Source organism: Rhizobium sp. CAU 1783, from assembly GCF_054551725.1.
Window position 1 is genome coordinate 476,292 of record NZ_JBTOLM010000001.1, and the last position, 26,376, is coordinate 502,667.

The window sequence follows — 26,376 nt, forward strand, 5'->3', positions numbered from 1 at the left end:
CCGGCCTTCCGAGAGGAAGGCCGGTTCTACATGTGATGTTCAGTTGTCTTCGCTTCGCCCGTGGTGAGGTCCGCCGAGGATATCAGCCATGCCCGTGCCACTGCACAGAGTGCGGCTGTGGCCGCGACGCCCTCGAGGCCCAATCCTGTCAGCGGTGCGATCAGTGCCAGTAGGGCGAAGAAAGGCAGGACAGCCATTGCGAGGCCGGTGCAGGCATAGCGCTCTCGCACGATCCACAGAGAGGTGAAATAGACCGCGACCGGTACAGCGACTGCATAGTATCCGGCGATGAGCGGGATTTCGGAATGACGGGTGATAATGTCGACAAGAACGGCGAAGCCTGCGCCGACTGCGGCACCCGACGCGAAGATGAAGAAGTGGCCGTAACCCCAGATGAGGGCCCTTCGCAAGTGACGCGTGGGCAGATGGTCGTCCGTCGAAAAATAGACCCACCAGAGAGAAAAGACGATTGCCAGCGCGGAGAGCGCCGTATGCACGAGCATGATGTCAAAATGCTCGACGGTCTCGCGCAGCGCCATAGTTCCGGCAAGAAGAGTTTCCCCCAGTACGATGATGTTGAGCAGACCGTAGCGCTCTATGATGTGATGGCGATGCCAGGGGGTGTTGGATGTCAGTGATTCCGCGACCGCGGGCACGGCAATCTCAAGAAGCGCGCCGATGACCCACATCCCATAGGCGGTCGCAGTCGAAAGGGGCTGCACCAGGACGAAGGTGACCCAGTACACCTGCACGACCGTGATGCCGACCGCATAGGCGACCGCCGTCTTCCTGTGGGGCGTATCGGCGCAGGCGGCGCGCAGCCAAAGAACGACCATCGCGATGCGCATCAGCACGTAGCCGATAATTACGGCGGTGAAATCGGGCTGGTTGGTGAAGAGTACGGGAATGCCGGCCGCCATGACGAGCGAGCCGGCCATGATCACCATGGTCAGGAGCCGATGGAGGACATCGTCATTGTCGTAGGCCGAAGCGAACCAGCTGAAGTTCATCCAAGCCCACCAGATGGCGAAGAAGGCCATGCCGAACATAGGGAGCGCTTGAAGCGCATGGCCTTCCGCAATGCCGTGGTGAAGGCCTGCTGCGGCTGAGGCAATCGCAATCACCGTTACCAGGTCGAACAGCAATTCCAGAGGTGTGGCCACGCGATGATGTTCGTCAGGGTCGCGTGGCCGCAGCGGAGCAATGATGCGATGGAAAAACGGGCGCCCGGCGGTCATATCGGCCTCTTCTTTGTCTCTTGCTACTTTTTCGCAGGAAATAGAGTGCGCAACAAGCCGGGCAGCAGGTCAGAACCGTTCCATGTGGTTCTTCACCTTGTCCAGAAAGGCGGCGCGCGTCTCGTCGGTGCAGTTGTTCATGTCGTAATGGGCGAGATACTTCACCGGCGCGCCGATCTTGATCTGGGCACGCAGCACGCGCGTGACGATCTTCTTTGGCGGGTTGCCGACGAGGAAGGCGCGCCAGGGTGTCGCGCCATAGGTCATCACGGCGGCGAGTTTCTTGATGTGCCGCAGCGTCGGCGTCAGTTTGCCGTCCTCAAGGTCGAACGATACGCCCTTGACCCAGACCCGGTCGAAGTAGCCCTTCAGCATGGCCGGGAAGCCGAAGTTCCAGACCGGCGTGACGATGACGAGCGCTTCGGCGGCCTGCAGCCGGTCGACGTAGTTCTTCACCAAAACCGTGTTTTCCGGATAGTCGTGATAGACGGTCCGGTCGTGTGCCGAGAGCACGGGATCGAAACCCTCTTCATAGAGATTGCAGCCGTCGACCTCGTGGCCGGCCTTGGTCAGGCTTTCGCAGGTCTGGCGATAGAGCGCCCGGCCATAGCTTTCATCGAGGGGATGGGAGTGCAGAACGAGTACGCGCATGGTGTTGAAAAGCTCCATTTCGCCGCCGGGCCGCGCGGGGGGCGTCCCGGTGTCGGGTTGAAATTTTTCCGCGCCGTTTGTCCCGATGAGCAAGAGGCCCGCCGCCAAAGCCGGGCCTTCGATCACCATGGTCGTTTCCATGAATCACGGCCGGCGGGCCGGTCATGATCGGGAGTACCTTCGGAAGTTTAAGTCAGTCTGGCGGTATCAAGCCTCCTGAAATGCCTGGAGGCCGGGGAAAAGGTAGTTCTTGCCTGCCTTGAAATCGAAATCGGGATTGTCCCAGGCGATCATCTTGCCGGGATTGAGCAGGCCCTTCGGGTCGGTTTCCTTCTTGAAGTCGAGCTGGACGGTGTCCGTCTGCTTCATGCCGCCTTCTTCCAGCGTGTAGCGGTGGGGGTTGAAGATCGGGCAGCCGTTTTCCTCGTGCAGACGGATGATTTCTTCCAGCCGCTCCTCGGTCGTGTAGCGCACCAGCGGCAGGCCGGCGCATTGGATCGCGCCGTCGAACTTGATGAATTCGAGATGGCCGAACACTTCGCCGGGGAACATGTCCGACATCTGGCGGACCTTCTCGACATGGTCGGGGCCGGGATACTGGACCTGGAGATAGGTAAAACCGGTGTCGAGCTTCAGCGCGCGCAGCGTCGTGTGGTTCCAGGCAAGCTCGTAGGCATGCGGGATGCCCTTCATGCTTTCCACCGTGTCGGAGCGGAAGCGGATGTCGCCCTTCATCTTCTCGGCATAGGCGACGAAGGGTTCCATCGAATGCGGCGCCACCATCAGAACGACGACTGACTGGCCTTCCTTCAGCCATGGCTTGTGGCGGGTGAAGTAGTCGTAGGGGATTGGCGCGCTGATCGGCGCGACTTCCTTGAGGAGAATGCCGTTGCGGTGGGTGAGGTTGTCGGCGAACTTCACGGCGTCCATGAAGTCGTCATAGCCGACGATCACGTCGACCCAGTCATAGGCCGGCGCCAGCGGCATCTCAACCTCGGTGATGACGCCGTTGGTGCCGTAGGCGTGGGAGACCTTCTGCAGGTCCCAGGCCGAAAGCTCAAGCACGCGCGGCTCGGCCTCCATGGTGACGACGCGCAGTCGCAGGATGTTGCCGAGGTCACGCAAGCCCCCCCAGGTGATCGAGCCAACGCCGCCCGAACCGCCTGCGATGAAGCCGGCGAGCGTCGCAGTGCCCGTCGTCGAGGGATGGAAGCGCAGTTCCTGGCCGGAATGCTCCTTGGTCAGGCGATCGAGTTCGGCGGTGATGATGCCGGGTTCGGCGATCACGCGGCCGGGGTGGATCGCCTTGATCTTGTTCATGTTCATCATGTTCAGCACGATGCCACCGGAGAGCGGCATGGCCTGGCCGTAATTGCCGGTGCCGCCGCCGCGCGGAGTGACGGGAACGCCGTGCGCGTAGGCCACCTTCAGAGTGCGGATCACCTCTTCCTCGTTCTTCGGCGAGACGACGAGGTCGCCCACGACGTTGTCGAGCTGGGCTTTGAGGATCGGCGAGTACCAGTAGAAGTCGCGGCTCTTCTGCTTGACGAGCGCGGGATTGTCCTCGACCGCAATGCCATCGAGTTCCTTTATGATCGCTGCGTAATCGGGCATGGCCTTTAAACTTTCATGATCGGGTCAAGGTCACGATAATCCGGCAGGCTACGGTCGATGCCCATGCCATTCCGCATCACGATGCGGTCAGCCTGCGGACGGGAAAGGAATTCGCTCCAGCGCCGCGCCGAAAACAGCACGAGATCGGCGGGAAGGCCGACGGCGATGCGGCCATGATCGGCGCGGCCGAGAATGTCGGCTGGAGAACGCGTGACGACGCGCGCGGCCTCGTCGAGCGGGTGGTCGAGATGAAGGATCCGCACGCCTTCGCGGAACACCTCGACAGGGTCGAGATCGCCATAGGCGTAGAAGGGATCGCGTGTGTTGTCGGAGGAGATCGCGGTCGCGACGCCGGCCGCGGCCAGTTCGTGGAGCAGCGTGACACCGCGGTAGCGCGGCGTACGGCCGGTGACGCGGTCCTGCAGGTACATGTTGCACATCGGCAGGGAGACGACGGAAACGCCCGCTTCGGCCACCTTGTCGATAGTCGCTGCGGCGATGTCGTCGTCCTGGCGGGCTAGCGAGCAGCAGTGACCAACGGTGACGGAGCCCTCGAAGCGGTTTCTGAGCTTCGCCTCGGCGATCGCCTTCAGGGTCAGTACTTCGCGGTCCTGCGTCTCGTCGACATGCAGGTCGATGTCGAGGCTGTTGTCGGATGCGGTGCGGAACAGAAGGTCCAGACGCTGGTCGAGGTCCGGCCACATCTGGGTGACACCGCCGAGCAGGCCGCCGTGGGAGGCGACCACTTCGGTGAGGTCCCTGAAGAAGGGTTCATCCGTGATCATGTCGAGCGGGAAAAGGGCGACGGCCTGGAGGGCGATCCGGTCCTTCCAGGCGTCTCGCAGCTCGGAGAAAACCTCGAAGGAGATGCGATGCTGCGGCGGCAGGCTGTCGAGATGGGTGCGGATCAGGCTGGTGCCATGGGCATAGGCGGTCTTCAGCGAGAATTCCATTCGCGCACGTACGTCGGCTGCACTCCAGCGCGCCTCGCGGTCGGTGCGGACCGCGTCGAGGGCGCCCACGAAGTCGCCGGTCGGGTTGGGCTGGCGGTCCCAGATGTGGCCCTTGTCGAGATGGGTGTGCATGTCGGCGAAGCAGGGCCAAGCCATGCCGCCGGCAAGATCGGTTGCCGGGATGCCGGCCGGGGCGGAGCCTGCGGGTCCGATCGCCTCGATCCGGCCGTCGGCGATCACGATGTCCGCAGCCACCAGCCCCTCTCTTGCTGCCGGTCCCACGTATCCGTCGACGGTCACTTCCGGGAGCGTCGCGTTGACCAGAGCGAAGCGGGGGGCGTCGGGCAGAGCGAATGCGGATTTCGGCATCAGTTCTCTCGCTTGAGGCTGCTTTCGTGCCAGCGATGCAGGGCGAGCCACGAAATGAAGGAGGTAATGGCAAAAATCAGGACGCCGAGGCAGGACAGAAGGAAGAGCGCGGCGAAAAGGCGGGGAATATTGAGGCGATATTGCGCTTCGAGCAGGCGGAAGGCGAGACCCGAACCGGCGCCCGCCGAACCGGCGGCAAATTCCGCCACCACGGCCGCAATCAACGCCAGGCCGCCGCCGATCCTCAGGCCCGTCATGAAATAGGGCAGGGAGGCGGGAAGCTTGAGATACAGCAGCGTCTGCCAGCGTGAGGCGCCGTAAAGGTCGAAAAGGTTCAAGAGATTATGATCGACGCTCTTCAGGCCCTGCACCATGTTGGACAGGATCGGAAAGAAGGCGACGAGGAAGGCGCAGATCAGCAATGCGACCTGGGTCGAGGGCGCGTAGATGAGGATCAGCGGGGCAATCGCAACGATCGGGGTAACCTGCAGGATGACGGTGATCGGATAGAAGGCAAGCTCGATCCAGCGTGACTGAACGAGGAAGACGGCGATGCCCACGCCGCCAATCAGGGCGAGCGCCAGCGAGGCCATGGTGATCTGCGTCGTGACCCAGAGAGCCGGCGCCAGCGTGCCCCAGTCCTTGACCAGGGACACGGCGACGGCTGCCGGGCTCGGCAGGATATATTGCGGCACGCCGGAAACGATCACGGCGATGTGCCAGAGGCTGATCAAGGCGACGACGACGATCACCGGAACGAGCACCTTCAGGAGGAGCTCGCCGTGGCGGTCGATGAGGCCGGCATTCGCCGATGGGCTGTTCCTGGTCATCAGTGCGCGTCCTCTCCGCCAATGGCTTCAAGCAGCGTTTCCGATACCGTCTCGCAGGCCTGGCGGTATTCTTCGGAGGTGCGGTAGTGGGCGTCTCGCTCCAGGCTGGTGTGGAGCGGGAAATCGGCATGGACCCGGCCGGGTCGCGCCTTCATCACGACGATGCGGTTCGACAGATAGGCGCTTTCGAAGACCGAGTGGGTGACGAAGACGACCGTGATGCCGGTTTCCTTCCAGAGTCTCAGAACGTCGTCGTTCAGCTTCTGGCGGGTGATTTCGTCGAGGGCGGCAAAGGGCTCGTCCATCAACAACAGCTTCGGCTTGGTGACGAGCGCGCGGGCGATCGACACGCGCATCTTCATCCCGCCCGACAGTTCGCGCGGATAGGCGTCGGCAAACTTGTCGAGGCCGACGGTGGCAAGCGTCGCCATGATGTCGGCGTGGGCCGCTTGCTTGGAAACGCCCTTGAGCTTCAGCGGAAGGTGGACATTTCCGAACACCGTCTGCCACGGCATCAGCGTCGGCTCCTGGAAGACGAAGGAGATGTCTCCCTCCGGCAGGCCCTTGGAGTTGATACGCGAGCTCGGCCAGTCGATCGTGCCGGTCGACACGTCACCGAGGCCGGAAATGATGCGCAGTGCCGTCGACTTGCCGCAGCCGGAAGGGCCGAGCAGGCTGACGAACTCGCCGCCATTGACCGTCAGCGACATGCCGGTGAGGGCTACCGTGCCACTGGAAAAGGTCTTCGAAACGTCCTTCATGACCACCAGTGCCCGGCGCTTCTCGGGGGGAGACAAGGGGATGGTGGCTTCGGAAAAAGACATGGGTGGCCTTGGAATGTGAATGAAGAAGAGCGGCTGGAGATTGCCCCTCACCCTAACCCTCTCCCCGCGAGCGGGGAGAGGGGATTTCAGCGCGGGCGCAAGCCCGGAAACTCCTTCGCCCCGCTTGCGGGGCGAAGGTGGCGGCAGCCGGATGGGGGGCAGCCCCCTTACTTCTTCAGCGCCATGCCGACACCCTTGCAGACGAACTGCGTGGTGAAGGCCTTCTTGTAGTCGAGTTCGGCCGGTTCGACACCGATCGATACCATGTCGTCGAAGAATTTCTTGTAGCGGTCCTCGGTCATGCAGCCGATGCCTTTTTCGAGGGATTCGCCGGACTCCAGGATGCCGTATTCCTTCATCTTCTTGATGGAATACTCGATCTGGCCATCCGTCATTTCCGGATTGTCCTTCTTGATCAGGTCGTTGGCGGCCTTGTTGTCGCCGTAGAGATAGTTGTACCAGCCCTCGATCGAGGCATCGACAAAGCGCTGGACGACGTCCGACTTGGTCTCGACCATGGTGGCGGTCGTGGTGATCATCGTCGAGTAGGGATTGTAACCGTTGTCGGCGAGCAGGAAGACCTTCGGCGCCCAGCCGGCCTGCTTCTCGATCTCATAGGGTTCCGAGGTCAGGTAACCCTGCTGGGCCGACTTCGGATCGGCGATGAACGGAGCCGGGTTGAAGGTGTAGGGCTTGTACTGCTCGTCCTTGAAGCCTTCGTAGTGCTTCTTCATCCACTCGAAATAGGTGACGTAGCCGTCCTTGCCCATGAAGATCGAGTCGAGCTTGGCGAGGTCGCCGAACTTCTCGATGCCCTGGTCGGGATGGGCGAGCAGGACCTGCGGGTCCTTCTGGAAGATCGCCGCGACGTCGACCAGCGGAATGCCTTCCTTGACCGCGTCCATCTCGCCGAGCGGGCTGCCCATGTAGAAATCGACCTTGCCGGCGATCAGCAGGGCGCGGTTGGCGGCATTCGGGCCACCCTGGACGATCGTGACCTTCAGGCCGTGCTTTTCATAGGTGCCGTCGGCGACCGCCTGGTAGAAGCCGCCGTGTTCGGCCTGGGCGAGCCAGTTGGTGCCATAGCTGACTTCGTCGAGGGCGTAGGCCTGAGAGCCGACAAGCGCCGTTCCGAGGCCGAGGATGGCGAGAAAAGTGGTCTTGGTGAGAGTGTCGCGCATGTCGATCCGGTTCCCCTGTCCATATCTGGAGCTCCGCCAGTGGGCCCCATTTTCTTCATTTGAGCCATTGCGTTGCGCTTTGAAAAGCATCAAAATTCGTCCGCATTGATGCCTTTTTTGCACCGCACGCACGGTGGGTGCCCAAATTGTGCTTTGTGAGCATTTTTTATGCAATGGTGTCGCCTTGCTGCATTCTAGAAAACTTCAGTACATCAACGAAATCGTCCGTTGCGGATCGATCCGGAAGGCGGCGGCACGGCTCAACGTCGCCTCGTCGGCGGTCAACAGGCAGATCCTGGCGCTCGAGGAAGAGCTCGGTGCGCCGATCTTCGAACGGCTACCGCGCGGGCTCAGGCTGACGGCGGCCGGAGAGCTGTGCGTCGAGCATATCCGCGACGTTCTCAAGAACTACGAGAAGCTCGAATCCCGTATTCGCGGCCTGAAGATGCCGCAGGCGGGCAAGGTCACGCTGGTGACCACCGTCGGGCTCGCCTCCGGGCCGCTGCCGCAGATCCTCGCGCGGTTCCTCGAGGCCCATCCTCGCGTGCGCATCCAGCTTCGAAATGACGGCGGCTCGACCACCATCAATCCGGTGCTGACGGGCGAGGTGGATATCGGCCTTGGCTTCAACATTCCGGCGACGCCGGGCATCCGCACGCTTGCCAATTTCGACATACCGGTCGGGGTGGTACTGCCGCCCGGCCATCCGCTCTCCCACGAGGCGGGGCCGATCGATCTGGTTGATGTGGTGCAGGAACGGCTGGTGCTGGCGCAGTCGGGTACCAGCCTGCGCAACATCATCGACCTGGCGCTCGCGCCGGTACCGCTGCCGGTGGAGCCGGTGCTGGAAACCAATTCGTCAGAACTGATGAAGCAGTTGGTGAAATGCGGGGCGGCGCTGACGTTGCTCAATCCGCTCGACGTCATTGCCGAGTGCCGCGCCGGCGAGCTGGTGTTCAGACCACTGCTTGAGGGCCAGCTCCGGCACCAGCCGATGAAGCTTTTCGCCCGCGCCCGCGCGCCGCTCGATGCGGCGACTAGCCTCTTCGTCGAATACCTGATGCAGGAATTGCTGGTTCTCGTTCAGGATCTGCAGTCGAGGGGGCATATCCCGGCCGGGGAGAAGCCGGGCGAGCGCGGTTTTGGACTGCGCGAGGATGATCAGCGCGAATAGAGATTGGCGAGCGGATAGGCGGCGAGGTCGCGCAGAAGCTCGACGAAGCCGGCGACCTGGTGCCGGCAGATCGCTTCGCCTTTTTCGGCCGTGCCCTTGGACGCGTCGCCGACGACGCCGTTCGGGTTGAGGTCGTGGGCGATCCAGGCGAGTGAATGCGGTGGTAGCGGTGTCAGGAATTTCGAGTTCGCCTTCATCTCCTCGGCCCGGGAGACGAAATTCTGCGCCTTTTCCATGCGCACCAGGTCCGGGCGGAAATGGAGCATCAGGGAGGTTTCGACCTCGCCGCCATGTATGCCGTAGCGGCTCTCATGCTCGGAAATCATGCCGTCTGGATTGCCGAAACGGCCCCACTGCGTGGAGACGACCGCCATCTGGTGGCGCACGCGCAGTTCGCGGGCGACGATGCTCATCACATCGACATTGCCGCCATGCGAATTGACGATGACCATCTTGCGGACGCCGGCTTCGGCGACCTTGGTGCCGATAGCGGTCCAGGCCGGAATGAGGATCTCGGGACCGAAGGAGAGGGTGCCCGGGCCGTAGATGTGTTCGTTGGCCTTGCCGATCTCCTGGGTCGGGAGAACGAGGAAGTCGAGGTCGTCCGGGCGCTGGGTCTTCAGTTCGGCGAGCATGCCGTTGGCGATCGCCACGTCGGTGGCGATCGGCAGGTGTGGCCCGTGCTGCTCGGTCGAGGCGATCGGTAGAATGGCGATCGTCTTTTCCGGGTCGAGGCCGGCGAAATCGCCCGTGTTCAGTTCGTTCCAGAAGAATGGCTTGACCATGGCTTAACCCTCGCAAGTGCCTTACCCAATCGCTTAGGCAATTCTGCAGGCTTCGAAAAGCATCATATTGTGTGCAGGCCGCTGCCTTTTGGTGTGCGGTCCCGTCCGTTCGGCATGAGGGAGACGCAGATTCGACAACCGGTCGAACCTCATCCGGTTCCGGGTGCCGCCTTGTCAGGCACGGGGGTGCGCACTAGCTTGGGGGCTTGCCACCGGTCATCCCTGGCCGGACCGCTTCCCTCCCTCCCGAGGTCCTGATGGAGCGCCATTTCGACAGGTTCTTCCCCGCCAGCCGTCACGCCACGGTGACCGGCCACGGCCGTCCGCGGCTCGAATTCGCGCCTGATCTCTATGCGGCGATCTATGCGGTCGGCGACGTGCATGGTTGCCTTGCGGAGCTTCTCGCGCTGGAGGCGCGCATCAGCGAGGATGGCCGTTTCATCGAAGGACCGAAGCTCATCGTTATGCTCGGCGACTATGTCGATCGCGGCCCGACGTCGCGACAGGTGCTCGACTACTTGCTGAGCCCGCCGCCGGAGGGCTTCGACCGCATCCTGCTCTGCGGCAACCACGAGGATCTCTTCCTACAGTTCATGGCGCAGCCCGAGGACAATCTCGACTGGCTGCGGTTCGGTGGCGTGGAGACGCTGATGTCCTACGGCATCGATGTCACCCGAATCATGGAGGGGGGCGGCGGAATGGCCGCGCTGGCGACCATGATGCAGGCCGAGGTTCCGGCGCTCCATCGCGCCTTGCTCCAGGCGTTACCGATCGCGGTGAAGATCGGCGACTTCGTTTTCGTCCATGCCGGCCTGAGGCCGGGCGTGGCGCTCGACGCCCAAAAGGACGAGGACCTGATCTGGATCCGCGAGCCTTTCCTCGCCCGCGGTCCAGAAACCGGGGTTACGGTCATTCACGGCCATACGCCTTCGTCGATGCCGAGTTTCGGACCGGGTCGCATCGGCATCGACACCGCCTGCTATTCGACCGGCCGGCTCACCGCTGCGCGTGTCGTCGGGAACGAGGCTGTCATCCTCTAGGGTCAAAACTCAATCAGGATAGGCGTTCTGCGCGCCGCATCCTGAGTCTGAGTAGGAGGAAAGGTGCGGGAAATGCGGATCATTTTCAAACCTTTCCGACACCCGCAGGCCCAAGACGCGACGTGCCCGAAGGGTTGGCCCGGATGGGCCGCCTGATTGCGAACAATGCTCGGCAAGGCCTCACGGCCTTACCTTGTGCTTGTTCGCTTCCATTCAATCCCATCCGGGCCAACAGAACACCTATCCTGATTGAGTTTTGGCCCTATCGCGAGGCCGGTTCCTCGACGCTGGCCGCCTCGCGATAGTAGGCAGCGAAGCGTTCTTCATAGTAGTCGGTCGATCCATAGGCGCGGTAGAGCTTCATCTTTTCCGGATCGAGCTTGTTCAGCACCACTCCGAGGCATTTTCGCGCGATGTCCTCGTTGTCGAACAAGGCGTCCTTGACCGTGCGGATCGGCGTCACACCCCATTCCACCACCGCGAGGAACCCGCCGAGCTGGTCGGCCACCACGCGGGCGTCGATGACGGGTGCAAGCGGTGGGAGATCGAGGATCACATAGTCGAAATGGTCGCGCGCCGTATCGAGGAGCGACTGCATGGCGGAGGAGGCGAGGAGTTCCGACGATCGGGCGGCGCGACGGCCGGGTACGGCTGCGAGGAAGGCGAGCCTCGACCTCCGGTCGAGAAACAACAGGTCGCGCAGCGACCGCTCGGCCGTCAGCACTTCGACGAGGCCGGCCGAGGCGTGGCGGGCGACGGCCCGGGTGGCGCCGGGGTTGCGCAGGTCCGCGTCGATCAGAAGCGTTCTTTCTCCCTGCAGGGCCAGCAGTTGCGCGAGGTTGATCGCGATGGTCGACTTGCCCTCGCCGGGCAGAGCGGAAACGACGCCGATCACCTTCGCTCCACCGCCGGCTGGCAACAGGTCGACAGCAAGCTTCGCCCGTCGCAGCGTCTCGGCGAAGGGTGATAGCGGATTGTCGGCGACATGGGTGGTCAGCGTGCCGGCATGGAAGAGGCTGCGGGGATGCTGCTCCGTGGTCGAACAGCCTTCATTGGCGAGGAGCGGAGCGCTGCCGAGGAAGGCAAGACCGAGTTCGTCGCGGACCTGGTCACCGATGCGCAACGTCCGGTCGGAAAGTTCACGATAGGCGCCGACCCCGCCTCCGGCCAGCAGACCCATCAGCGCGCCGAGCGCCAACACAAGCCGCGGCGGCGGAAAACTCTGACCGTCCGGCGTGGTCGCCGGCGAGATGATCCGGGCTTCGGCCAGCGGAAAACCCTGCTGCTGGGCGGCCTCTTGAAGGCGCTGGAGGAAGGTCTGGTGCAGGCTGCGATAGGTCTCGGCGGTGCGTTCCAGTTCGCGCAGCCGTACCTGGCTTTCGCCCGCAAGTGCATTTTCTCCCTTGGCGGTGGCCACGCTGTCGCGCAAGGACTGTTCGCGCGACTGGGCGACCTTCACCTCGCTCCGGTAGCTCTCGGCGATCCGGCCGAGCTCCTCGAACATCAGACGTTCGAGCTCCTCCATGTCGGATCGCAGGCGTGCCGCCTGCGCGTGGTTCGCGCCGAGGCGCCGCGATATGTCGGCCTCCTGTTTGGAAGCTTCGAGATAGCGGCGGCGCAGTTCGTTGGAGATCGAGCTATCGAGCACGTCGGTGACTATGGCATCGGTGCGGCCGGCATCGATGATCGCCTGCAGCCGTTCTTGCCGGGCTTTCGCCTTGGCGACATCTGCCTGGGCGACGATCAGGGCGCTGTTGAGTTCGGTCAGCTGCTGGTCGCTGACAAGCCGGCCATTCGCCGTCTGCAGGCCATTTTCCGCCTTGAACTTCTGGACGGCGAGATCGGATTCGCCGGCCTTCTGCTTGAGTTCGGCAACGCGGGCCTCGAGCCAGGTCCCGGCGCGCCGGGTGGCATCGTATTTTGCTGCGAGCGCGTCGGCGAGATAGGCTTCGGCAATGGCGTTGGCGATCCGGGCCGCCTGCCGGGGATCTGCCGCGGTGTAGCGAATGTCGACGACGCGGCTGCGGCCGATGCGCTCGACCCAGAGATTGTCGAGAAGACGACGGGCGGCCGCGCGGTCGTTCTCGGTCGATGCCTCGTGCGCGTCCGCCTCACCGGCGAGCCACGGGCGTATCGCGGCGAGCGCATGCAGCGCTGCCAGCAAGATGGGCCGATTCGGCTCGGCAAAGGCCGGGTCGCCGCCCAGTTCGAGATCGCTGACGACCTTGCGCGCGATCGTATCGGACCGAAGGAGCTCGACCTCGCTCAGCATCGCGGCGTCGTCGGCTTCGCGGTCCGCAGAGGCCGAGAGGCGATCGAGAAGGACGTCCGCGCCACGGTCGACCAGTATGCTCGCCTGGGCGGTATAGCGATGCTCGGCGGTCGCGAGTACGCAGATCGCGAGGCCGAGGCCCACCGTGAAACCGATCGCGGCAGTGCGCCACTGGCGGCGGACCATCCCGAACACTCTTTCCATGTCGGCGGCGAAATCCGGAGTGGCGGCCGGTTGGCCGTCGTCGGCAGGGCGAAGGAGAGACTTATCCGGTGACAACAACGCAGTACCCTCACGCAACACAAGGAACTCACGGACAGGTCCGGCGGGCCTTGGCTGCCGCCGCGTCAATTCATCAGGGACCTCCCGGCAGGATGCGCGCACGGGCGTCGTTCGGCCGCGAGCGTGAGGGAGGTGGCATCACATGCGATGAAACTACAATGCCGACAGGTTACCGGACGGTGCCGGCCATTTGCCACAGTCCGGTCTGCGCGCGATCCCAGAAAAAATTCGGAATTGCAATCGCGACCACTATTTAAGATTGTATTCTAGTTCGCTGTCAACAGCCGATGCGTGGATGACTGTCACACCGGCTGCCGGGGCTTGCCCCATTCGGCGATGGCGATGCCGCCGAGCACCAAAGCGAGGGCCAGCACATGCAGGAATTGCAGGGCCTCGCCGAGCAGGGCGATGGAGAGCAGCGTGCCGAAGACCGGGACCAGGTTGATGAACAGGCCCGCCCTGTTGGCGCCGATGCCTTCGACACCCATGATGTAGAAGACCTGAGAGATCAGCGAGGGGAGCAGGGCCGCATAGGCGATGATGCCCCAGCCGAGCGCGTCGGGCAGGATAAGGCTGCCATTGGCCTCTTCCCAGACGACGAGCGGAATCGCGGAGAGTGCGGCGCCGAGGGCCGAGCCTGCCATCATGCTCTTCCAGTGAATGGCGGGGCGCCAGCGCAGGCCGATGGTGTAGACCGCATAGGCGACGACGGCGAGCAACAGCAGCGCGTCACCGAAATTGAGCGAGAGCGACAGAAGGGCGTACAGGTCACCGTGGCTCGCGGTCAGCGCGACGCCGACGAAGCTGATGGCGAAGCCGACGATCTGGACGAACGAGACCGGTATACGGAAAAGGAGGTAATTGAGGATAAAGATCAGCACCGGAATGCCGCCCTGCTCGATCGCGCCGTTGACCGCGCTCGTATATTTCAGGGCCGAATAGAGGAAGCCGTTGAAGGCCGTGTAGCCGATCGCACCGAAGGCGAGCAGGAGCAGCCAGTTGCGCTTCAGTTCCGGCCAGTCCTTCTTCAACTGCGGTACCGAGATCGCCGTGATCACGCAAAAAGCGATCGCCCAGCGGGAAACATTGAGCACCATGGGGCTGACATGGCCGACCGCCAGCTTGCCGACGATGGTGTTTCCGCCCCAGAACAACGTCGCAACGGTGAGAAAGAAATAGGCTCTGAGAAGCAATGGATTTCACCGAAAACTGGGAGCGAGGGCGCGAAAGGCTGGAATGTTTCGGCGCATGGGATAGGCGAGGGGGCGCTTTTTGTCACGCAAAAAGCCGAATCCCCTCGCATAAACGGGTCGATTTCATAAAAACAACACAGTATAGATGCGCGGGTTTGGATTGAGCGCAGAGCATGCGCGGTGAACAGGATTTCGAAATGACGAATGTCGTGGTTGTGGGTTCGCAATGGGGTGACGAGGGCAAGGGCAAGATCGTCGACTGGCTCTCCGAGCGGGCGGATATCGTTGTCCGTTTCCAGGGCGGCCATAACGCCGGTCATACCCTTGTGATCGATGGTATCAGCTACAAGCTGTCGCTGCTTCCGTCCGGCGTTGTCCGTCCGGGCAAGAAGGCCGTGATCGGCAACGGCGTCGTCGTCGATCCGCATGCGCTGATCGCCGAGATCGGCCGGCTGAAGGATCAGGGCGTCGAGGTGACGCCGGAAAACCTGCGAATCGCCGAAAACGCCACGCTCATCCTGTCTCTGCATCGCGAGCTTGACGGCATGCGCGAGGATGCGGCCACCAACAGCGGCACGAAGATCGGCACCACCCGCCGCGGCATCGGTCCGGCCTATGAGGACAAGGTCGGCCGTCGTGCGATTCGCGTCATGGACCTGGCAGACCTCGAAGCGCTGGAAGGCAAGGTCGAGCGCATCCTCACCCACCACAACGCCCTTCGTCGCGGTTTCGGCGCGCCCGAAGTCGAGCACAAGACGATCATGGACGAGCTGACCTCGATCGCCGACCGTGTGCTGCCCTTCATGGACTCGGTCTGGGTGCTGCTCGACAAGGAGCGCCGCAAGGGTTCGCGCATCCTGTTCGAAGGCGCTCAAGGGTCGCTCCTCGACATCGACCACGGCACCTATCCTTTCGTCACCTCGTCGAACACGGTCGCCGGCCAGGCCGCTGCCGGTTCGGGTATGGGACCGGGTGCGCTCGGCTACATCCTCGGCATCACCAAGGCCTATACGACCCGCGTCGGCGAAGGTCCGTTCCCGACCGAACTGACCGACGAGATCGGCCAGTTCCTCGGCGAGAAGGGCCATGAATTCGGCACGGTCACGGGCCGCAAGCGTCGCTGTGGCTGGTTCGATGCCGCGCTGGTGCGCCAGTCGGTCGCGACCAACGGCATCACCGGCATCGCACTCACCAAGCTCGACGTCCTTGATGGTCTCGACGAGCTGAAGATCTGCGTCGGCTACAAGCTCGACGGCCAGGAGATCGATTACCTGCCGGCGGCCCAGGCGGCCCAGGCACGCGTCGAGCCGATCTACATCACGCTCGAAGGCTGGAAGGAATCGACGGTCGGTGCCCGCAAGTGGGCGGACCTTCCGGCCCAGGCGATCAAGTATGTTCGCCAGGTCGAGGAACTGATTGGCGCGCCGGTGGCGCTGCTGTCGACCAGCCCGGAGCGCGACGACACCATACTTGTGACGGACCCATTTGAGGATTAATGATAGAAATCGTTAACGTTTTGTCAGTCGGAATCAGTCCGGCGACCAAGAGAAAGTGCTGATGGCTGACTTTATCGCAGTTATTCGACGGGCCGTGGACGGGCTGTCGAACAATACACCGGAGATGCGCGCGAAGGTCTACGAGAAGGCCCGCGCAGCCGTGCTCCGGCAGCTCGAGAACATGTCGCCGCGTCCGCCGGAGCAGATGCTGCAGCGCCAGCTGGAAAAGCTGGATGCAGCCATTCGCGAGGTCGAGGCCGAACACGCCGAGGCATTGCCCGAAGAGGAGGCCATCGCCAGCTTCGAAGAGGCCGTGGCACCACGGCCGACCGAAGAGTGGCATGCACCCGAGCCGCAGCCGGTCGCCGAACCTGAGCCCGTTGCCGAACCGACAGCCGTCGCAGAACCGGAACCGGAGGCCGAGCCGGCCCATGTCGCTCCGGAGGCTGAACCCGTCCACGCCGAGGAACCGGCCTATACCGAGGTTGCGGTCGAGCCTGCCTACCGACCGGTCGAGCATGAACCGGAGCCGGTCGTCGTCGAGACCTATGAGCCGCCTTATCAGGATGAGCCGACGGTCGAGGCCGAAGTTCACGCCGAGCCGGTCCGTGAAGACGTCGTGCAGTGGGCCGAGGAGCCCGTGCAGGTCGCCGAAGAGCCGGTGGCGTCCGCACCGGTCACCGCCGCCGTCGCCTATCCCGACGTCGATGACTACATTTCCGGCTATGTGGAACCCGAACCCCGCTATGCCGAGCCGGTTGCCACGGAGGAGCCGGAGGAGCATCGCGAGAGTGTGCGGGCAGAGGAAGCTGAAGACCTGCTGTCCGAGCCGGTCGCAGCGCCGGTGCCGACTCCGCCGTCCTCCAACCGCGTCATGGAAATTCCGTTTGCCAGCGACGATGACTGGGTTCGCCGTCCGTCGACCGACTATGCGCCGGAGCCCGTAGCGCCTGCGGTCGAAGAGGTGAGAGCCGAGCCCGCTGCCGCGACCGAATACGAGCCCTGGGAGTTCCCGGCCGAGGCGCCGCAATGGCAGCAGCAGGCCACCGAACCGGTCGCCGCACCCCAGTCAACAGCACAGTCAGCGCCGACGCCTGCCGCGCACGATGACGCCCATGACCTGCTCGACGATTTCGGCCCGATGGCGCCTGCAGCTGCTTCGGCCGCTCCGGTTCCGTCGCATGCGGAGCCGGCCATTCCGGCGTCGGTCGACCTGCTCGAATGGGACAGCGCCGCCTATGCCGAGCCTGCGGCCAAGAGCGGCACGGCGGCGAACGAGCTTCCTGCTTCGGACGACTTCTCCGACTGGTTTACCGAGCACGAGGCGCCGAAGGCAGCTTCCGAGCCGGACACCCTTGCCTTCGATCCGAAGGCCGATCTGACGGCCGCGCAGGGCGGCAACGGTGGCAAGGGAACCGACGATGTCGATTCCTTCCTGGCCAGCAACCCGCAGCGCGCCTATCGCATCGAACCGAAGAAGGGGCGCAATTATGCGCCGGTCGTTCTCGGCCTGCTCGGCGTGGCGCTCGTCGCCGGCGGCGGCTATGCAGCCTGGACCTATCGCGATGCCGTGACGAAGCTGGTCAGCGACCTGACCGGCGGCGGCACCGCGCCCGTCGCGGATCCCGCCAAGCCGGAAACGGATGCCGGTACAGCACCCGCACCGCAGGGCACCGCCGAAGAGCCGAAGCCGACGGTCGAAACCGGTGCAGCCCAGCCGGCGGCGAAGCCCGACGACGGGTCTGTCAGCGGACAGAAATTCACCCAGCGCCTTCTGGCCAATGGAACGGAAGTCGACGACGGCGCGGGCGTAACCGCTCCGGGCGGCCCGACGACCGAGGGCAAGTCGGTCGCGCAGCAGAATGTCGCCTCGACCGTCGAGCCGACCGACCAGCCTGCCGTCGGAACCAATGCCGGCGTTCCACAGCCGGCGACGCCGGCCGCGGCTCCCGACACTGCGGCGCCGATCGCAAATGGTGAAAAGGTCTTCCTCTACGAGGAAAAGCTCGGCCAGACGTCGCCGACGGCCATCCCCGGCACTGTCGCCTGGACGGCGCTGCGCGAAACGGGTGAGGACGGCAAGCCCAATCCCGAGATCCAGGGCAAGATCACCATCCCGGATCGCGGCCTTTCCGCGCTCATCACGATCAAGCGCAACACCGACAGCTCGCTGCCGGCAAGCCATCTGATCGAGGTCGTCTTCTCCGTGCCCGCCGATTTCGAGGGCGGGGCGATCGACAACCTGCAGCGCATCGCGATGAAGCGCACCGAGCAGGACCGCGGCGATCCGCTGGTCGCCGTTTCGGCCAAGGTCACCGACGACACCTATCTGGTGGCGCTCAACGACTTCCAGGACGTGATGAAGGCCAATCTCGACCTTCTGGCGACTCGTGGCTGGATCGACATTCCGGTCAGTTACCGCAACGGTCGGCGCGCGCTTCTCACCCTCGACAAGGGCGCTGCGGGTGCGGCTGTCTTCGATCAGGTGCTCAAGGAGTGGGCGGCGCTCGGCAAGCCGACCAACTGACCTGAGCCGTCATGATCGCAAAAGAAAACCCGGGTCCTTGCGGCCCGGGTTTCTTGTTTCAAGCGGCTCGCGAAAGGCCGGTCAGGCTTCAACGACCCGCAGGGCCGAGGCCCTTTCGAGCGCCTCCTTCTGGACGGCCTCCTGAACCTTTTCGAAGGCGCGCACCTCGATCTGGCGGACGCGTTCGCGGCTGATGTCGAACTCGGCCGACAGCTCTTCGAGCGTGACCGGGTCTTCGGCCAGACGGCGAGCCTGGAAGATGCGCTTTTCGCGATCGTTCAGCACACTCATGGCCTTGGCCAGCATGCGGCGGCGGGTTTCGAGCTCGTCCTGCTCGATGAGCACTTCTTCCTGACTATCGTGGTCGTCGACCAGCCAATCCTGCCACTGGCCGGATTCGCCTTCGGTGGCGCGGATCGGTGCATTCAGCGAAGCGTCGCCCGAAAGGCGGCGGTTCATCGAGATCACTTCTTCCTCGGACACGTTCAGCTTGGTGGCGATCTCGCTCACCTGTTCCGGCTTCAGGTCGCCTTCCTCGATCGCCTGGATCTTGCCCTTGAGGCGACGCAGGTTGAAGAACAGACGCTTCTGGTTCGCGGTGGTGCCCATCTTCACGAGCGACCACGAGCGCAGGATGTATTCCTGGATCGAGGCCTTGATCCACCACATGGCATAGGTCGCAAGGCGGAAGCCACGCTCCGGGTCGAATTTCTTGACCGCCTGCATCAGGCCGACATTGCCCTCGGACACGACTTCGCCGATCGGCAGGCCGTAGCCGCGATAACCCATGGCGATCTTCGCGACGAGGCGCAGGTGACTGGTGACGAGCTTATGGGCCGCGTCGCGATCGCCGTGCTCGGCATAGCGCTTCGCGAGCATGTATTCCTGCTGCGGTTCCAGCATCGGGAACTTGCGAATCTCGTCGAGGTAACGGTTTAGTCCGCCTTCGCCGGCGGTAATGGTAGGCAGATTGTTGCGGGCCATAAAGCACCCCCTTCTCGAAACTGTGGCTCCCCGTGGCAAGTGGGCAAGCCTGATCCCTGCGGATTTCCAAAAATCCCACAGAAACCCACCTAACAGATAAGTGTGGCCAAACGGGGATTCAAGCGCGCGGCGAAATCACGAGGCCGTGAAGGTTGAGCGGCGCGCTAGGGCCTTTTTCCGGGATACCGAAAGAGCTCCTCGTCGGCGTCCGGCTTGCCCGCCAATCGCCCGGCAATCAGCTCGGCCGCGATGGTCGAGAAGGTGATGCCATTGCCGCCGAAACCCATGACGGCATGGGTATGTTCGTGGCCGGGTGTCCGATCGATGATCGGCAGGCCGGTGGTCGTCGTGCCGAAGGGGGCCGACCAACCATAGGCCGGGCTGCCAACGTCGATGCCGGTCAGCTCCTTCAGCTTTGCAGCGATCCGGGCAAACTTGCGCTCTGCCTTTGCCGGATCCTTGTGGGCAAGGGGATCGGCCTCATCCTCACCGCCGGCGATGATCCGGCCGTCCGGCGTGGAACGAAAATAGAGGTATGGATCGGAGGCTTCCCAGACGAGGAAGTCCTTGAGCCAAGGTGGACGGGGCGTTGCGGGTTCCGAGGCGATCGCCCAGGTGGAGATGACCTGATGCTCAGCGCTCTCCATCATGGAAAGATATTCGTATCCCGTACAGGCCACGACATCGGCTGCGGTAAGCAGGCGGCCGTCGGCGGTCGATACGACAACGCCGTCCCGCGTTTCGACGAGATCGGCGATCGCCAGCGGGGCAACAATCTCGACGCCGCGCCCGGCGGCGACACCGAGCAATCCGGCGGTCAACTGGCCGGGGTTGGCGCTTGCCGAGCAGTGCGAGACGATGGCGGCGGTGCGGTCGATGCCGAAGCGTTCGCCAAGTTCCGCCCTGTCGATATACTCGGCATCCAGCCCGGCGCCGCGCCGCAAATCCGCCTCCTCACGCAAGGCTCGCAAGCCGTATTCGTTCCCGGCGAGATAGAGTGTGCTGCGGCGCTCGAAACCGCAGTCGAGCTTCAACTCCTCCACGAGCTCGGCAAGGCGGGTCACGGACGCGGCCGAGCGACGCCAGGCCCGGGCGGCATGATCGGCGCCGATCAAACGCGACAGATCCCTAAGGGGCGTGTCGATCTCGTGCTGGATCATCGCCGTACTAGCGAGCGTGCTGCCGCGCACGGGATCGCGACGATCGACCATCAGGATCCGGCGGCCACGGACGCGTGAAAGCGCTTCGGCGGCGAGGGCGCCACTGATGCCGGTTCCCATGATGATGACATCATAATCGCGGTGTCGCGGTGCCGATGAGGCGGTCACCGAAATGCGAGGTGTGGCGGCCCACAGAGGACGATCGCTGCGCAGGTCGCGCCGCTTGTTCAGAACAGGTTTGCGGTTGCTCATCGGGACCCCCGGCCGGCGAAGCGACATGCTTCGCGCTCTGGTGAGCCCGATCAACGCGCGAGGCGCTGCGAAGTTTCCGCAGACGCCTCGATTTCTCCGGCTACTTCGCGGTCGCTTCCACGGCCCGCAAGGCGTCGATGATCTTCTGCATGTCGTCCGGGATCGGGGCTGTGAAATGCATCGTCTCCCCGGTGGTCGGATGCTCGAAGGCGAGCAGGTACGCGTGAAGGGCCTGGCGCGGGAAATCCCGTACTTCGGAGCGTGCGGGCTCGGGCAGAAGGTTGGCCTTGGTCTTGAAGGCCTGGCCATAATCCTGGTCGCCGATCAGCGGATGGCCGATATGGGCCATGTGGACGCGGATCTGGTGGGTCCGCCCCGTCTCCAGGCGGCATTCGACCAGCGAGGCGAGGCAGGTCGCATCCGGCTTCTCGCCGTAGCGCTCCAGCACCTCGTAGTGGGTGATTGCCTCACGGGCGTCGTCGGTGTCTTCCTTCTTCACCGCCCGCTTGGTGCGGTCGCCGGCGCGCCCGAGCGGTGCGTCGATGGTGCCGTGCAGGGTGCGGGGCCGGCCCCAGACCACCGCCTGATAGGCGCGCTCCAGCGGGCCGGTGCGGCCGTGGTCGGCAAACTGGTCGGCGAGGTGGCGATGGGCTAGGTCGTTCTTTGCCACGACCATGACACCGGAGGTGTCCTTGTCGAGCCGGTGAACGATGCCCGGGCGCTTCACGCCGCCGATCCCCGACAGGCTGTCGCCACAGTGATGGATCAGCGCATTGACCAGCGTGCCGGTCCAGTTTCCGGCGCCCGGATGCACGACCAGGCCCGGCGGCTTGGCAATGACGATCAGGTCGCCGTCCTCGTAGAGCACGTCCAGCGGAATGTCCTCGCCCTTCGGCTCGGGATCCTCCGGCTCGGGCATGACGATCGACAGCCGGTCGCCCGGACGGATCTTGCGCTTCGGCTCGGTGATCACCGTGTCGTTGATCTGCACCGCGCCCTGTTCGATCAGCGCCTTCACCCGGTTGCGCGAAAACTCGCCCTCGAGGGCCGCGGCCAGCCAGGCATCGAGCCGTCCTTCCGCGTCATCCCCGGCAATCAGGTCTTTTCTTGCCGCGTCGGCTTGTTTAAAGGGGTCGGTCATACTGTCATCCCGCGTGAGAACCACCGGCGTTGCGGCCGATGTTTCGATGCCTTTGGCACAGACTGAGGCCTTCCACAATCGACAGCCATGGTCCTGGCTGGTTTTTCCCGGAGGGTTCGCGCCGGAAAAGATGTGTCATAGGTCGCGAACATCAGGAACAGAGACACCCGCCATGGCAAATGTCGACCTCGACGAACAGGAAGAAAAGCCGCTCGATCCGGCGATGGAAAACGTTCGCCGCAAGATGGTGAAGCTCCAGCTCGTTTCCGGCGGCATCATGCTCCTGATGTTCATGGCGGTGCTTGCGGCGATCGTCTACAAGGTGACGCGCAAGGACGGCGCTGCGCAGCCGGCCGTCAGCGCGCCGGGCCTCTCCGTTCCCGTCGATCAGCCCATCAGCCTGACGGCCGCACTGCCCACCGGCTTCCGGGTGCTTTCGACCTCGCTTTCCGGCCAGCAGGTGCTGTTCTACGGTGAGATGGCGGACGGCGTTCGCAAGGCTCTTGTGCTCGATCTCGCCGTCGGCCGCATCGTCGCGGACGTGACGCTTTCCGCCAACTGAGCGACAACCCACGTGTCCGGTCGAAGCGTCATCGAGATCACCGATCCGCACGATCCGCGGATCGCGGAGTTCTCGCAGATCCGCGAGCGTGATCTCACCGGACGCGGTGGGCGGTTCATCGCCGAAGGCACGGTGGTGCTGCGCATGCTCGCCGCGGCCCATCGCGCCGGCAGGGGGATTGCCGCCGAAAAGCTCCTGCTTCTCAAGAACCGCGTCGAGGGCGTCGCCGATCTGATCGACGCCTTTGCCGCGGACGTGCCGGTCTATGTCGCCGATGGCGCGGTGCTCGACGCGATCGCCGGCTTCCACCTTCATCGCGGCGTGCTGGCGCTCGGCCGGCGCGATGCCGGTCTGGCCGCCGCCGAACTGATCGACAGGCTGCCCGACCACTGCCTCGTTCTCGTCGGCTGCGGCATCTCCAACCACGACAACATCGGCGCTCTTTTTCGTAATGCCGCGGGCTTCTTTGCCGATGCGGTGCTGCTCGACGAGACGTGCTGCGATCCGCTCTACCGCAAGGCGCTCAGGGTGTCCGTCGGGTCGGTGCTGGCGATGCCCTATGCCCGGGAGAGTTCGGCCGAGGACCTGCTTGGAAAACTCGCCGACGCCGGCTTCGAGATCTGGGCGCTGTCGCCGGCCGGTGAGATCGAGATCGGCGATATTGCCCCGGCGCGGCGCATGGCGCTCGTGATGGGCACGGAAGGCGATGGGCTGCCTGCGCATATCCTCAAGCGCTTCCGCAGCGCGCGCATCGCCCAGTCGCCGGGGCTCGACAGCCTCAATGTCGGGACGGCCAGCGGGATCGCGCTCTACAGCATGGCGCGGGCCATGGGGCGTCTTGAGGGACGTCAGGGGCGCTGACGGCGCAATATTTCGGAATCAGGGAGTAAGCGACTCCCGGTCAACCGTGGCTCATTCGCCCGCGGGTGGCTGGGCGACGGCATTCCTGGACAGCGACGGGTCGATCGCAAGGACACGCTCGGCCAGAGACAATCCCTTGCCCGCACTCTTCTGAGACTTGGCCCGCAAAAGGTCTGGGATGGGGGATGTCTCCCCCTCGCGGGCCGCCGTCAGGACGATCATCTTCGCCGCGATGTCGGCAATCTCCTCGCGGAGCGCCTTGTCATTGGTCGCGGCCTTGGCCTTCAGCAGGCGCTCGGTCAGGGCGATGTGGCGATTGCGCAGTTCCTCGGAAAGGGCGTCGACATTCTGGCGGGCCGGGGCGTCGTTCAGCACGGTTTCTGCGGCCGGTTCCTCTTCCGCTACCTCGATCTCCTCGAAGGCCGGCACCGGCACATTGGCGGCACGAAGAGCACGGACGGCGGTGCGCACCTGTCCGTTTGCCGTCTTCAGGCTCTGCTTCAGGCGGGCGATCTCCTTCAGGCGGCGCTCGAGCATGGCCTCCTTGTCGACGTTCTCCGCCATTTCCCGGCCAAGCCGGTCATCGAGCCTGAGAAGCTTGTGCTCTTCCTGGGACAGCCGGATTTCGGCGTCCTTGGCGCGCTTCGTCACGAGCTTGGCCTCGCGGCGCAGATCCTCGCGTTCGTCCCGCAGCGACTGGACGCGCATCTTGAGGTTCTCGATCTCGGTCTCACGCGTCGTCCGCTCGATCTTCAGGTTGTCGATGTCAGCCATCATGCGGTCGACGCGGCGGGCGAGGTTCGCGAGCTCGACATCCTTGGCCGCCGAGGTTTCCTCGGTGCGGCGCAGCGCCTCGCGCAGGTTGTCGGCCTCGAATTCGGCGCGACGTACCTTGGAGCGGAAGTCGGCCGCCTCGACACTCATGTCGTTGATCTGGACCTGCAGTTCCTGTGCCTCCGCCAGGAGGCGGCTCGCCTCCCTGCCGAGGGTCTCGTTGGCGAGCTTCAGGCTCGATGCCTTCTCCCGTTCGCGAATCAGCTCCTGGGTGGTGCGGGCGTTTTCAGCGGCATAGACGGCACGGACCATGTCCTTCTGGGCACGGATTTCCTGCGGACTCAGCGGCATCGTCGCCTTCAGGCGGTTCTCGGTATAGAGCACGATACGCTGATGTATCGACGGCGCGATGAGCATGACGAGCAGCGCTGCCGCCAGAAAACCCAATCCAAAAAGCAGGGCGTATTCGATCACGGGTGTGCCACACTTGTGTTCATCTGGAAGACCTCGACCATTAAACATGCGCCGCTCGTGGAGACAAGCGGCGCAGGCTTATGCGGACCGGTAAACTATTGCATGGGGACTAGAGGGGACCGAGCTTGTGCGGACCCTGCGCCGACATGCGGTCAGAAGGGGTTCCAGGTGGGCTGCCGGGTGAGCTTGAGGTAGCCGACATTGACGCCGAGACGGGCACCGATGCCGGTGCGGATCGGGACGAGCACCACGTTGCGGCTCTTCAGCACCGTCATGCCGACGCCGGCGACGACATAGGCGGAACCGCTGACGCCGCCATAGCGGGCGTAAAGGCTCTCGACGGCGGGCAGGTCGTAGACGAGCATCATCACGCGGGTGCCATTGCCGCCGTAGTCGATGCCGAGCGAGGGGCCTTGCCAGAAGACGTCGTGCTGGCCGGCATTCTTGGTGTTGAGCTGGCCTTCGCCATAGGTCAGGCCGGCAACGAATGCGCCGGAGCCCTCCTGGCCGAGGATGTAGCCGTTCGGCAGACCGTGCTGCTGGAAGGCCTCTTCGATGACCTTGGCGAGCGCGCCGCTGGTCTCGCCGAAGAAGCCGTGGCCGGCGTCGACGATTTCCTGGGCGGTGTATTCGCCGGCGGCGATCGCCGGCCGGGCGGAGATGCCGACGCCTGCCGCGAGGAGAAGTGCGGCCGCAAGGCATGCACGGAAGGCGGCAAGGGCTTGGGTCGTCACGAAGCGCATGGGGTCTCCTCCATCCAGAATTGATGCAAACGGCATCGCCAATGCGGGTAAAGCTATTTACCGATGATCATCTTAATAATCGGTTTACCAAATATGGTGTCATTATGGCCGTAGGAATCCGACCACACCGGGCGCCCGTATCCGCGCATCCGGCCCTTTCGTGGGGATTGATCTTCAGGAGAGAGCGATGCCGAAGAATGTAAACCTCACCCTTGCCGGTCCCGACCTTGCGGCTCTGCTGTGCAGCCGCGTCTGCCACGACGTGATCTCGCCGGTCGGCGCCATCAACAACGGCCTCGAACTGCTCGACGAGGGCGGTGCCGACGCCGATGCCATGGACCTCATCCGCACCAGCGCACTCAACGCCTCGGTCCGCCTGAAATTCGCCCGCCTCGCCTTCGGCGCCTCGGGTTCCGTCGGTGCGTCGATCGATACCGGCGAGGCCGAGAAGGCCGCCAAGGATTTCGCCGCTGCCGAAAAGAAGACCGAAGTCAGCTGGAATGGGCCGCGGGCGATCATCGCCAAGAACCGGGTCAAGTTGCTCCTCAACCTGTTCCTCGTCGCCTACGGTTCCATTCCGCGCGGCGGCCAGCTGGACGTCACGCTCGAAAACCCGGAATACGAGGCGAAGTTCACGATCACCTCGAAGGGCCGCATGATGCGCGTGCCGTCGAAGTTCGCCGAGATCTGCAACGGCCAGATCGAGGAGGCGATCGATGCCCACTCGATCCAGCCCTATTACACGGTGCTGCTCGCCGAGGAATGCGGCATGGAACTCAAGTATGTGCAGACCGACGAGGAGATCGTCTTCACCGCTGAGATGGCGGCCGCCTGAGCGGCTCGTCTCCTCCCACCGAATAAAATAACGGCACGCTTCGGGCGTGCCGTTTCATTTTGGGGCCGAGAGAAGTGATTCGCGGTAACGTTTCCTTAGTTGAAGGCGCCTACATTCGGTTGCATGCGCGGTAATCCCCATTACGGGGACGATGGTGGCAT

22 protein-coding genes are annotated in these 26,376 nt (G+C 63.8%); 7 read left to right on the forward strand and 15 right to left on the reverse strand.

Going from position 1 to position 26,376, the window contains the following annotated elements; genetic code table 11:
* Positions 1–26: 26 nt before the first annotated feature.
* The 7 genes from ACX93L_RS02120 to ACX93L_RS02150 form a co-directional block, all read right to left on the reverse strand.
* Positions 27–1,163, reverse strand: a complete 1,137-nt coding sequence (locus ACX93L_RS02120; protein WP_459403305.1) for a low temperature requirement protein A — start codon at positions 1,161–1,163, stop codon at positions 27–29.
* Between the two features lie 144 nt (positions 1,164–1,307).
* Positions 1,308–1,889 carry an NAD(P)H-dependent oxidoreductase gene (locus ACX93L_RS02125; protein ID WP_459403306.1) on the reverse strand — a complete coding sequence of 194 codons (582 nt, stop codon included), beginning with the start codon at positions 1,887–1,889 and terminating at the stop codon, positions 1,308–1,310.
* 207 nt (positions 1,890–2,096) lie between these two features.
* Positions 2,097–3,503, reverse strand: a complete 1,407-nt coding sequence (locus ACX93L_RS02130) for an FAD-binding oxidoreductase (protein ID WP_459403307.1) — start codon at positions 3,501–3,503, stop codon at positions 2,097–2,099.
* Between the two features lie 5 nt (positions 3,504–3,508).
* Entirely contained in the window at positions 3,509–4,825 is a 1,317-nt protein-coding gene (locus tag ACX93L_RS02135; protein ID WP_459403308.1) for a cytosine deaminase, read from the reverse strand.
* Entirely contained in the window at positions 4,825–5,655 is an 831-nt protein-coding gene (locus ACX93L_RS02140) for an ABC transporter permease (RefSeq protein ID WP_459403309.1), read from the reverse strand. The genes ACX93L_RS02135 and ACX93L_RS02140 overlap by 1 nt, the downstream gene beginning before the upstream one ends.
* The gene (locus tag ACX93L_RS02145; RefSeq protein WP_459403310.1) at positions 5,655–6,479 is read right to left on the reverse strand and encodes an ABC transporter ATP-binding protein; all 825 of its coding nucleotides are present in this window, start codon (positions 6,477–6,479) and stop codon (positions 5,655–5,657) included. Before ACX93L_RS02145 ends, ACX93L_RS02140 begins: the two co-directional genes overlap by 1 nt.
* A gap of 167 nt (positions 6,480–6,646) precedes the next feature.
* A complete protein-coding gene (locus tag ACX93L_RS02150; protein WP_459403311.1) occupies positions 6,647–7,660 on the reverse strand; it encodes an ABC transporter substrate-binding protein in 1,014 nt (337 codons plus the stop codon).
* A gap of 184 nt (positions 7,661–7,844) precedes the next feature.
* Here ACX93L_RS02150 and ACX93L_RS02155 point away from each other — a divergent pair, with 184 nt between their 5' ends.
* Complete coding sequence (locus ACX93L_RS02155; protein ID WP_459403312.1) at positions 7,845–8,834, forward strand: LysR family transcriptional regulator; 990 nt, start codon at positions 7,845–7,847, stop codon at positions 8,832–8,834.
* Here the strand turns inward: ACX93L_RS02155 and ACX93L_RS02160 are convergent.
* On the reverse strand, positions 8,822–9,619 hold the full coding sequence (locus tag ACX93L_RS02160) for a creatininase family protein (protein ID WP_459403313.1): 798 nt from the start codon (positions 9,617–9,619) through the stop codon (positions 8,822–8,824). The two genes, ACX93L_RS02155 and ACX93L_RS02160, sit on opposite strands and share 13 nt — an antisense overlap.
* Before the next feature lie 257 nt (positions 9,620–9,876).
* On the opposite strand from ACX93L_RS02160, the gene ACX93L_RS02165 reads away from it, so the two are divergent.
* The gene (locus ACX93L_RS02165; protein ID WP_459403314.1) at positions 9,877–10,659 is read left to right on the forward strand and encodes a metallophosphoesterase family protein; all 783 of its coding nucleotides are present in this window, start codon (positions 9,877–9,879) and stop codon (positions 10,657–10,659) included.
* Between the two features lie 262 nt (positions 10,660–10,921).
* On the opposite strand, the gene ACX93L_RS02170 is transcribed toward ACX93L_RS02165, so the two are convergent.
* Positions 10,922–13,213 (reverse strand): polysaccharide biosynthesis tyrosine autokinase, encoded by a 2,292-nt coding sequence (locus ACX93L_RS02170; RefSeq protein WP_459403315.1) that lies wholly within the window; start codon positions 13,211–13,213, stop codon positions 10,922–10,924.
* 302 nt (positions 13,214–13,515) lie between these two features.
* A complete protein-coding gene (locus ACX93L_RS02175; protein ID WP_459403316.1) occupies positions 13,516–14,406 on the reverse strand; it encodes a DMT family transporter in 891 nt (296 codons plus the stop codon).
* A 197-nt stretch (positions 14,407–14,603) separates the two neighbouring features.
* On the opposite strand from ACX93L_RS02175, the gene ACX93L_RS02180 reads away from it, so the two are divergent.
* Complete coding sequence (locus ACX93L_RS02180; protein WP_459403317.1) at positions 14,604–15,902, forward strand: adenylosuccinate synthase; 1,299 nt, start codon at positions 14,604–14,606, stop codon at positions 15,900–15,902.
* Between the two features lie 61 nt (positions 15,903–15,963).
* The gene (locus tag ACX93L_RS02185; protein ID WP_459403318.1) at positions 15,964–18,429 is read left to right on the forward strand and encodes a DNA polymerase III subunit gamma/tau domain-containing protein; all 2,466 of its coding nucleotides are present in this window, start codon (positions 15,964–15,966) and stop codon (positions 18,427–18,429) included.
* An 81-nt stretch (positions 18,430–18,510) separates the two neighbouring features.
* Here the strand turns inward: ACX93L_RS02185 and rpoH are convergent, their stop codons facing one another.
* From rpoH to ACX93L_RS02200, 3 genes are all read right to left on the reverse strand, one after another.
* Entirely contained in the window at positions 18,511–19,413 is a 903-nt protein-coding gene (gene rpoH / locus ACX93L_RS02190) for an RNA polymerase sigma factor RpoH (RefSeq protein WP_169586485.1), read from the reverse strand.
* Positions 19,414–19,577: 164 nt separating this feature from the next.
* On the reverse strand, positions 19,578–20,825 hold the full coding sequence (locus ACX93L_RS02195) for an NAD(P)/FAD-dependent oxidoreductase (RefSeq protein WP_459403319.1): 1,248 nt from the start codon (positions 20,823–20,825) through the stop codon (positions 19,578–19,580).
* 100 nt (positions 20,826–20,925) lie between these two features.
* Entirely contained in the window at positions 20,926–21,966 is a 1,041-nt protein-coding gene (locus ACX93L_RS02200; protein ID WP_459403320.1) for an RluA family pseudouridine synthase, read from the reverse strand.
* Between the two features lie 172 nt (positions 21,967–22,138).
* Between ACX93L_RS02200 and ACX93L_RS02205 the strand changes: the two genes are divergently transcribed.
* Positions 22,139–22,528 (forward strand): hypothetical protein, encoded by a 390-nt coding sequence (locus ACX93L_RS02205; RefSeq protein ID WP_459403321.1) that lies wholly within the window; start codon positions 22,139–22,141, stop codon positions 22,526–22,528.
* Positions 22,529–22,540: 12 nt separating this feature from the next.
* Positions 22,541–23,389, forward strand: coding sequence for a TrmH family RNA methyltransferase (locus ACX93L_RS02210; protein WP_459403322.1), 849 nt, complete (start codon positions 22,541–22,543; stop codon positions 23,387–23,389).
* 51 nt (positions 23,390–23,440) lie between these two features.
* Here ACX93L_RS02210 and ACX93L_RS02215 read toward each other — a convergent pair whose 3' ends face one another.
* Together ACX93L_RS02215 and ACX93L_RS02220 are read right to left on the reverse strand one after the other, a co-directional pair.
* Complete coding sequence (locus tag ACX93L_RS02215; protein WP_459403323.1) at positions 23,441–24,637, reverse strand: hypothetical protein; 1,197 nt, start codon at positions 24,635–24,637, stop codon at positions 23,441–23,443.
* 152 nt (positions 24,638–24,789) lie between these two features.
* On the reverse strand, positions 24,790–25,380 hold the full coding sequence (locus ACX93L_RS02220; protein WP_459403324.1) for a DUF1134 domain-containing protein: 591 nt from the start codon (positions 25,378–25,380) through the stop codon (positions 24,790–24,792).
* A gap of 187 nt (positions 25,381–25,567) precedes the next feature.
* On the opposite strand from ACX93L_RS02220, the gene chpT reads away from it, so the two are divergent.
* Positions 25,568–26,215, forward strand: a complete 648-nt coding sequence (gene chpT / locus ACX93L_RS02225; RefSeq protein ID WP_459403325.1) for a histidine phosphotransferase ChpT — start codon at positions 25,568–25,570, stop codon at positions 26,213–26,215.
* Positions 26,216–26,376 lie beyond the last annotated feature (161 nt).

Bases quoted from the DNA above. Each gene is read 5' to 3' on its own strand.
- ACX93L_RS02220 (WP_459403324.1), bottom strand. From the start codon at position 25,380: ATGCGCTTCGTGACGACCCAAGCCCTTGCCGCCTTCCGTGCATGCCTT.
- ACX93L_RS02185 (WP_459403318.1), top strand. From the start codon at position 15,964: ATGGCTGACTTTATCGCAGTTATTCGACGGGCCGTGGACGGGCTGTCG.
- ACX93L_RS02180 (WP_459403317.1), top strand. From the start codon at position 14,604: ATGACGAATGTCGTGGTTGTGGGTTCGCAATGGGGTGACGAGGGCAAG.
- rpoH (WP_169586485.1), bottom strand. From the start codon at position 19,413: ATGGCCCGCAACAATCTGCCTACCATTACCGCCGGCGAAGGCGGACTA.
- ACX93L_RS02195 (WP_459403319.1), bottom strand. From the start codon at position 20,825: ATGAGCAACCGCAAACCTGTTCTGAACAAGCGGCGCGACCTGCGCAGC.
- ACX93L_RS02160 (WP_459403313.1), bottom strand. From the start codon at position 9,619: ATGGTCAAGCCATTCTTCTGGAACGAACTGAACACGGGCGATTTCGCC.
- ACX93L_RS02140 (WP_459403309.1), bottom strand. From the start codon at position 5,655: ATGACCAGGAACAGCCCATCGGCGAATGCCGGCCTCATCGACCGCCAC.
- chpT (WP_459403325.1), top strand. From the start codon at position 25,568: ATGCCGAAGAATGTAAACCTCACCCTTGCCGGTCCCGACCTTGCGGCT.
- ACX93L_RS02150 (WP_459403311.1), bottom strand. From the start codon at position 7,660: ATGCGCGACACTCTCACCAAGACCACTTTTCTCGCCATCCTCGGCCTC.
- ACX93L_RS02165 (WP_459403314.1), top strand. From the start codon at position 9,877: ATGGAGCGCCATTTCGACAGGTTCTTCCCCGCCAGCCGTCACGCCACG.
- ACX93L_RS02130 (WP_459403307.1), bottom strand. From the start codon at position 3,503: ATGCCCGATTACGCAGCGATCATAAAGGAACTCGATGGCATTGCGGTC.
- ACX93L_RS02205 (WP_459403321.1), top strand. From the start codon at position 22,139: ATGGCAAATGTCGACCTCGACGAACAGGAAGAAAAGCCGCTCGATCCG.
- ACX93L_RS02200 (WP_459403320.1), bottom strand. From the start codon at position 21,966: ATGACCGACCCCTTTAAACAAGCCGACGCGGCAAGAAAAGACCTGATT.
- ACX93L_RS02135 (WP_459403308.1), bottom strand. From the start codon at position 4,825: ATGCCGAAATCCGCATTCGCTCTGCCCGACGCCCCCCGCTTCGCTCTG.
- ACX93L_RS02145 (WP_459403310.1), bottom strand. From the start codon at position 6,479: ATGTCTTTTTCCGAAGCCACCATCCCCTTGTCTCCCCCCGAGAAGCGC.
- ACX93L_RS02125 (WP_459403306.1), bottom strand. From the start codon at position 1,889: ATGCGCGTACTCGTTCTGCACTCCCATCCCCTCGATGAAAGCTATGGC.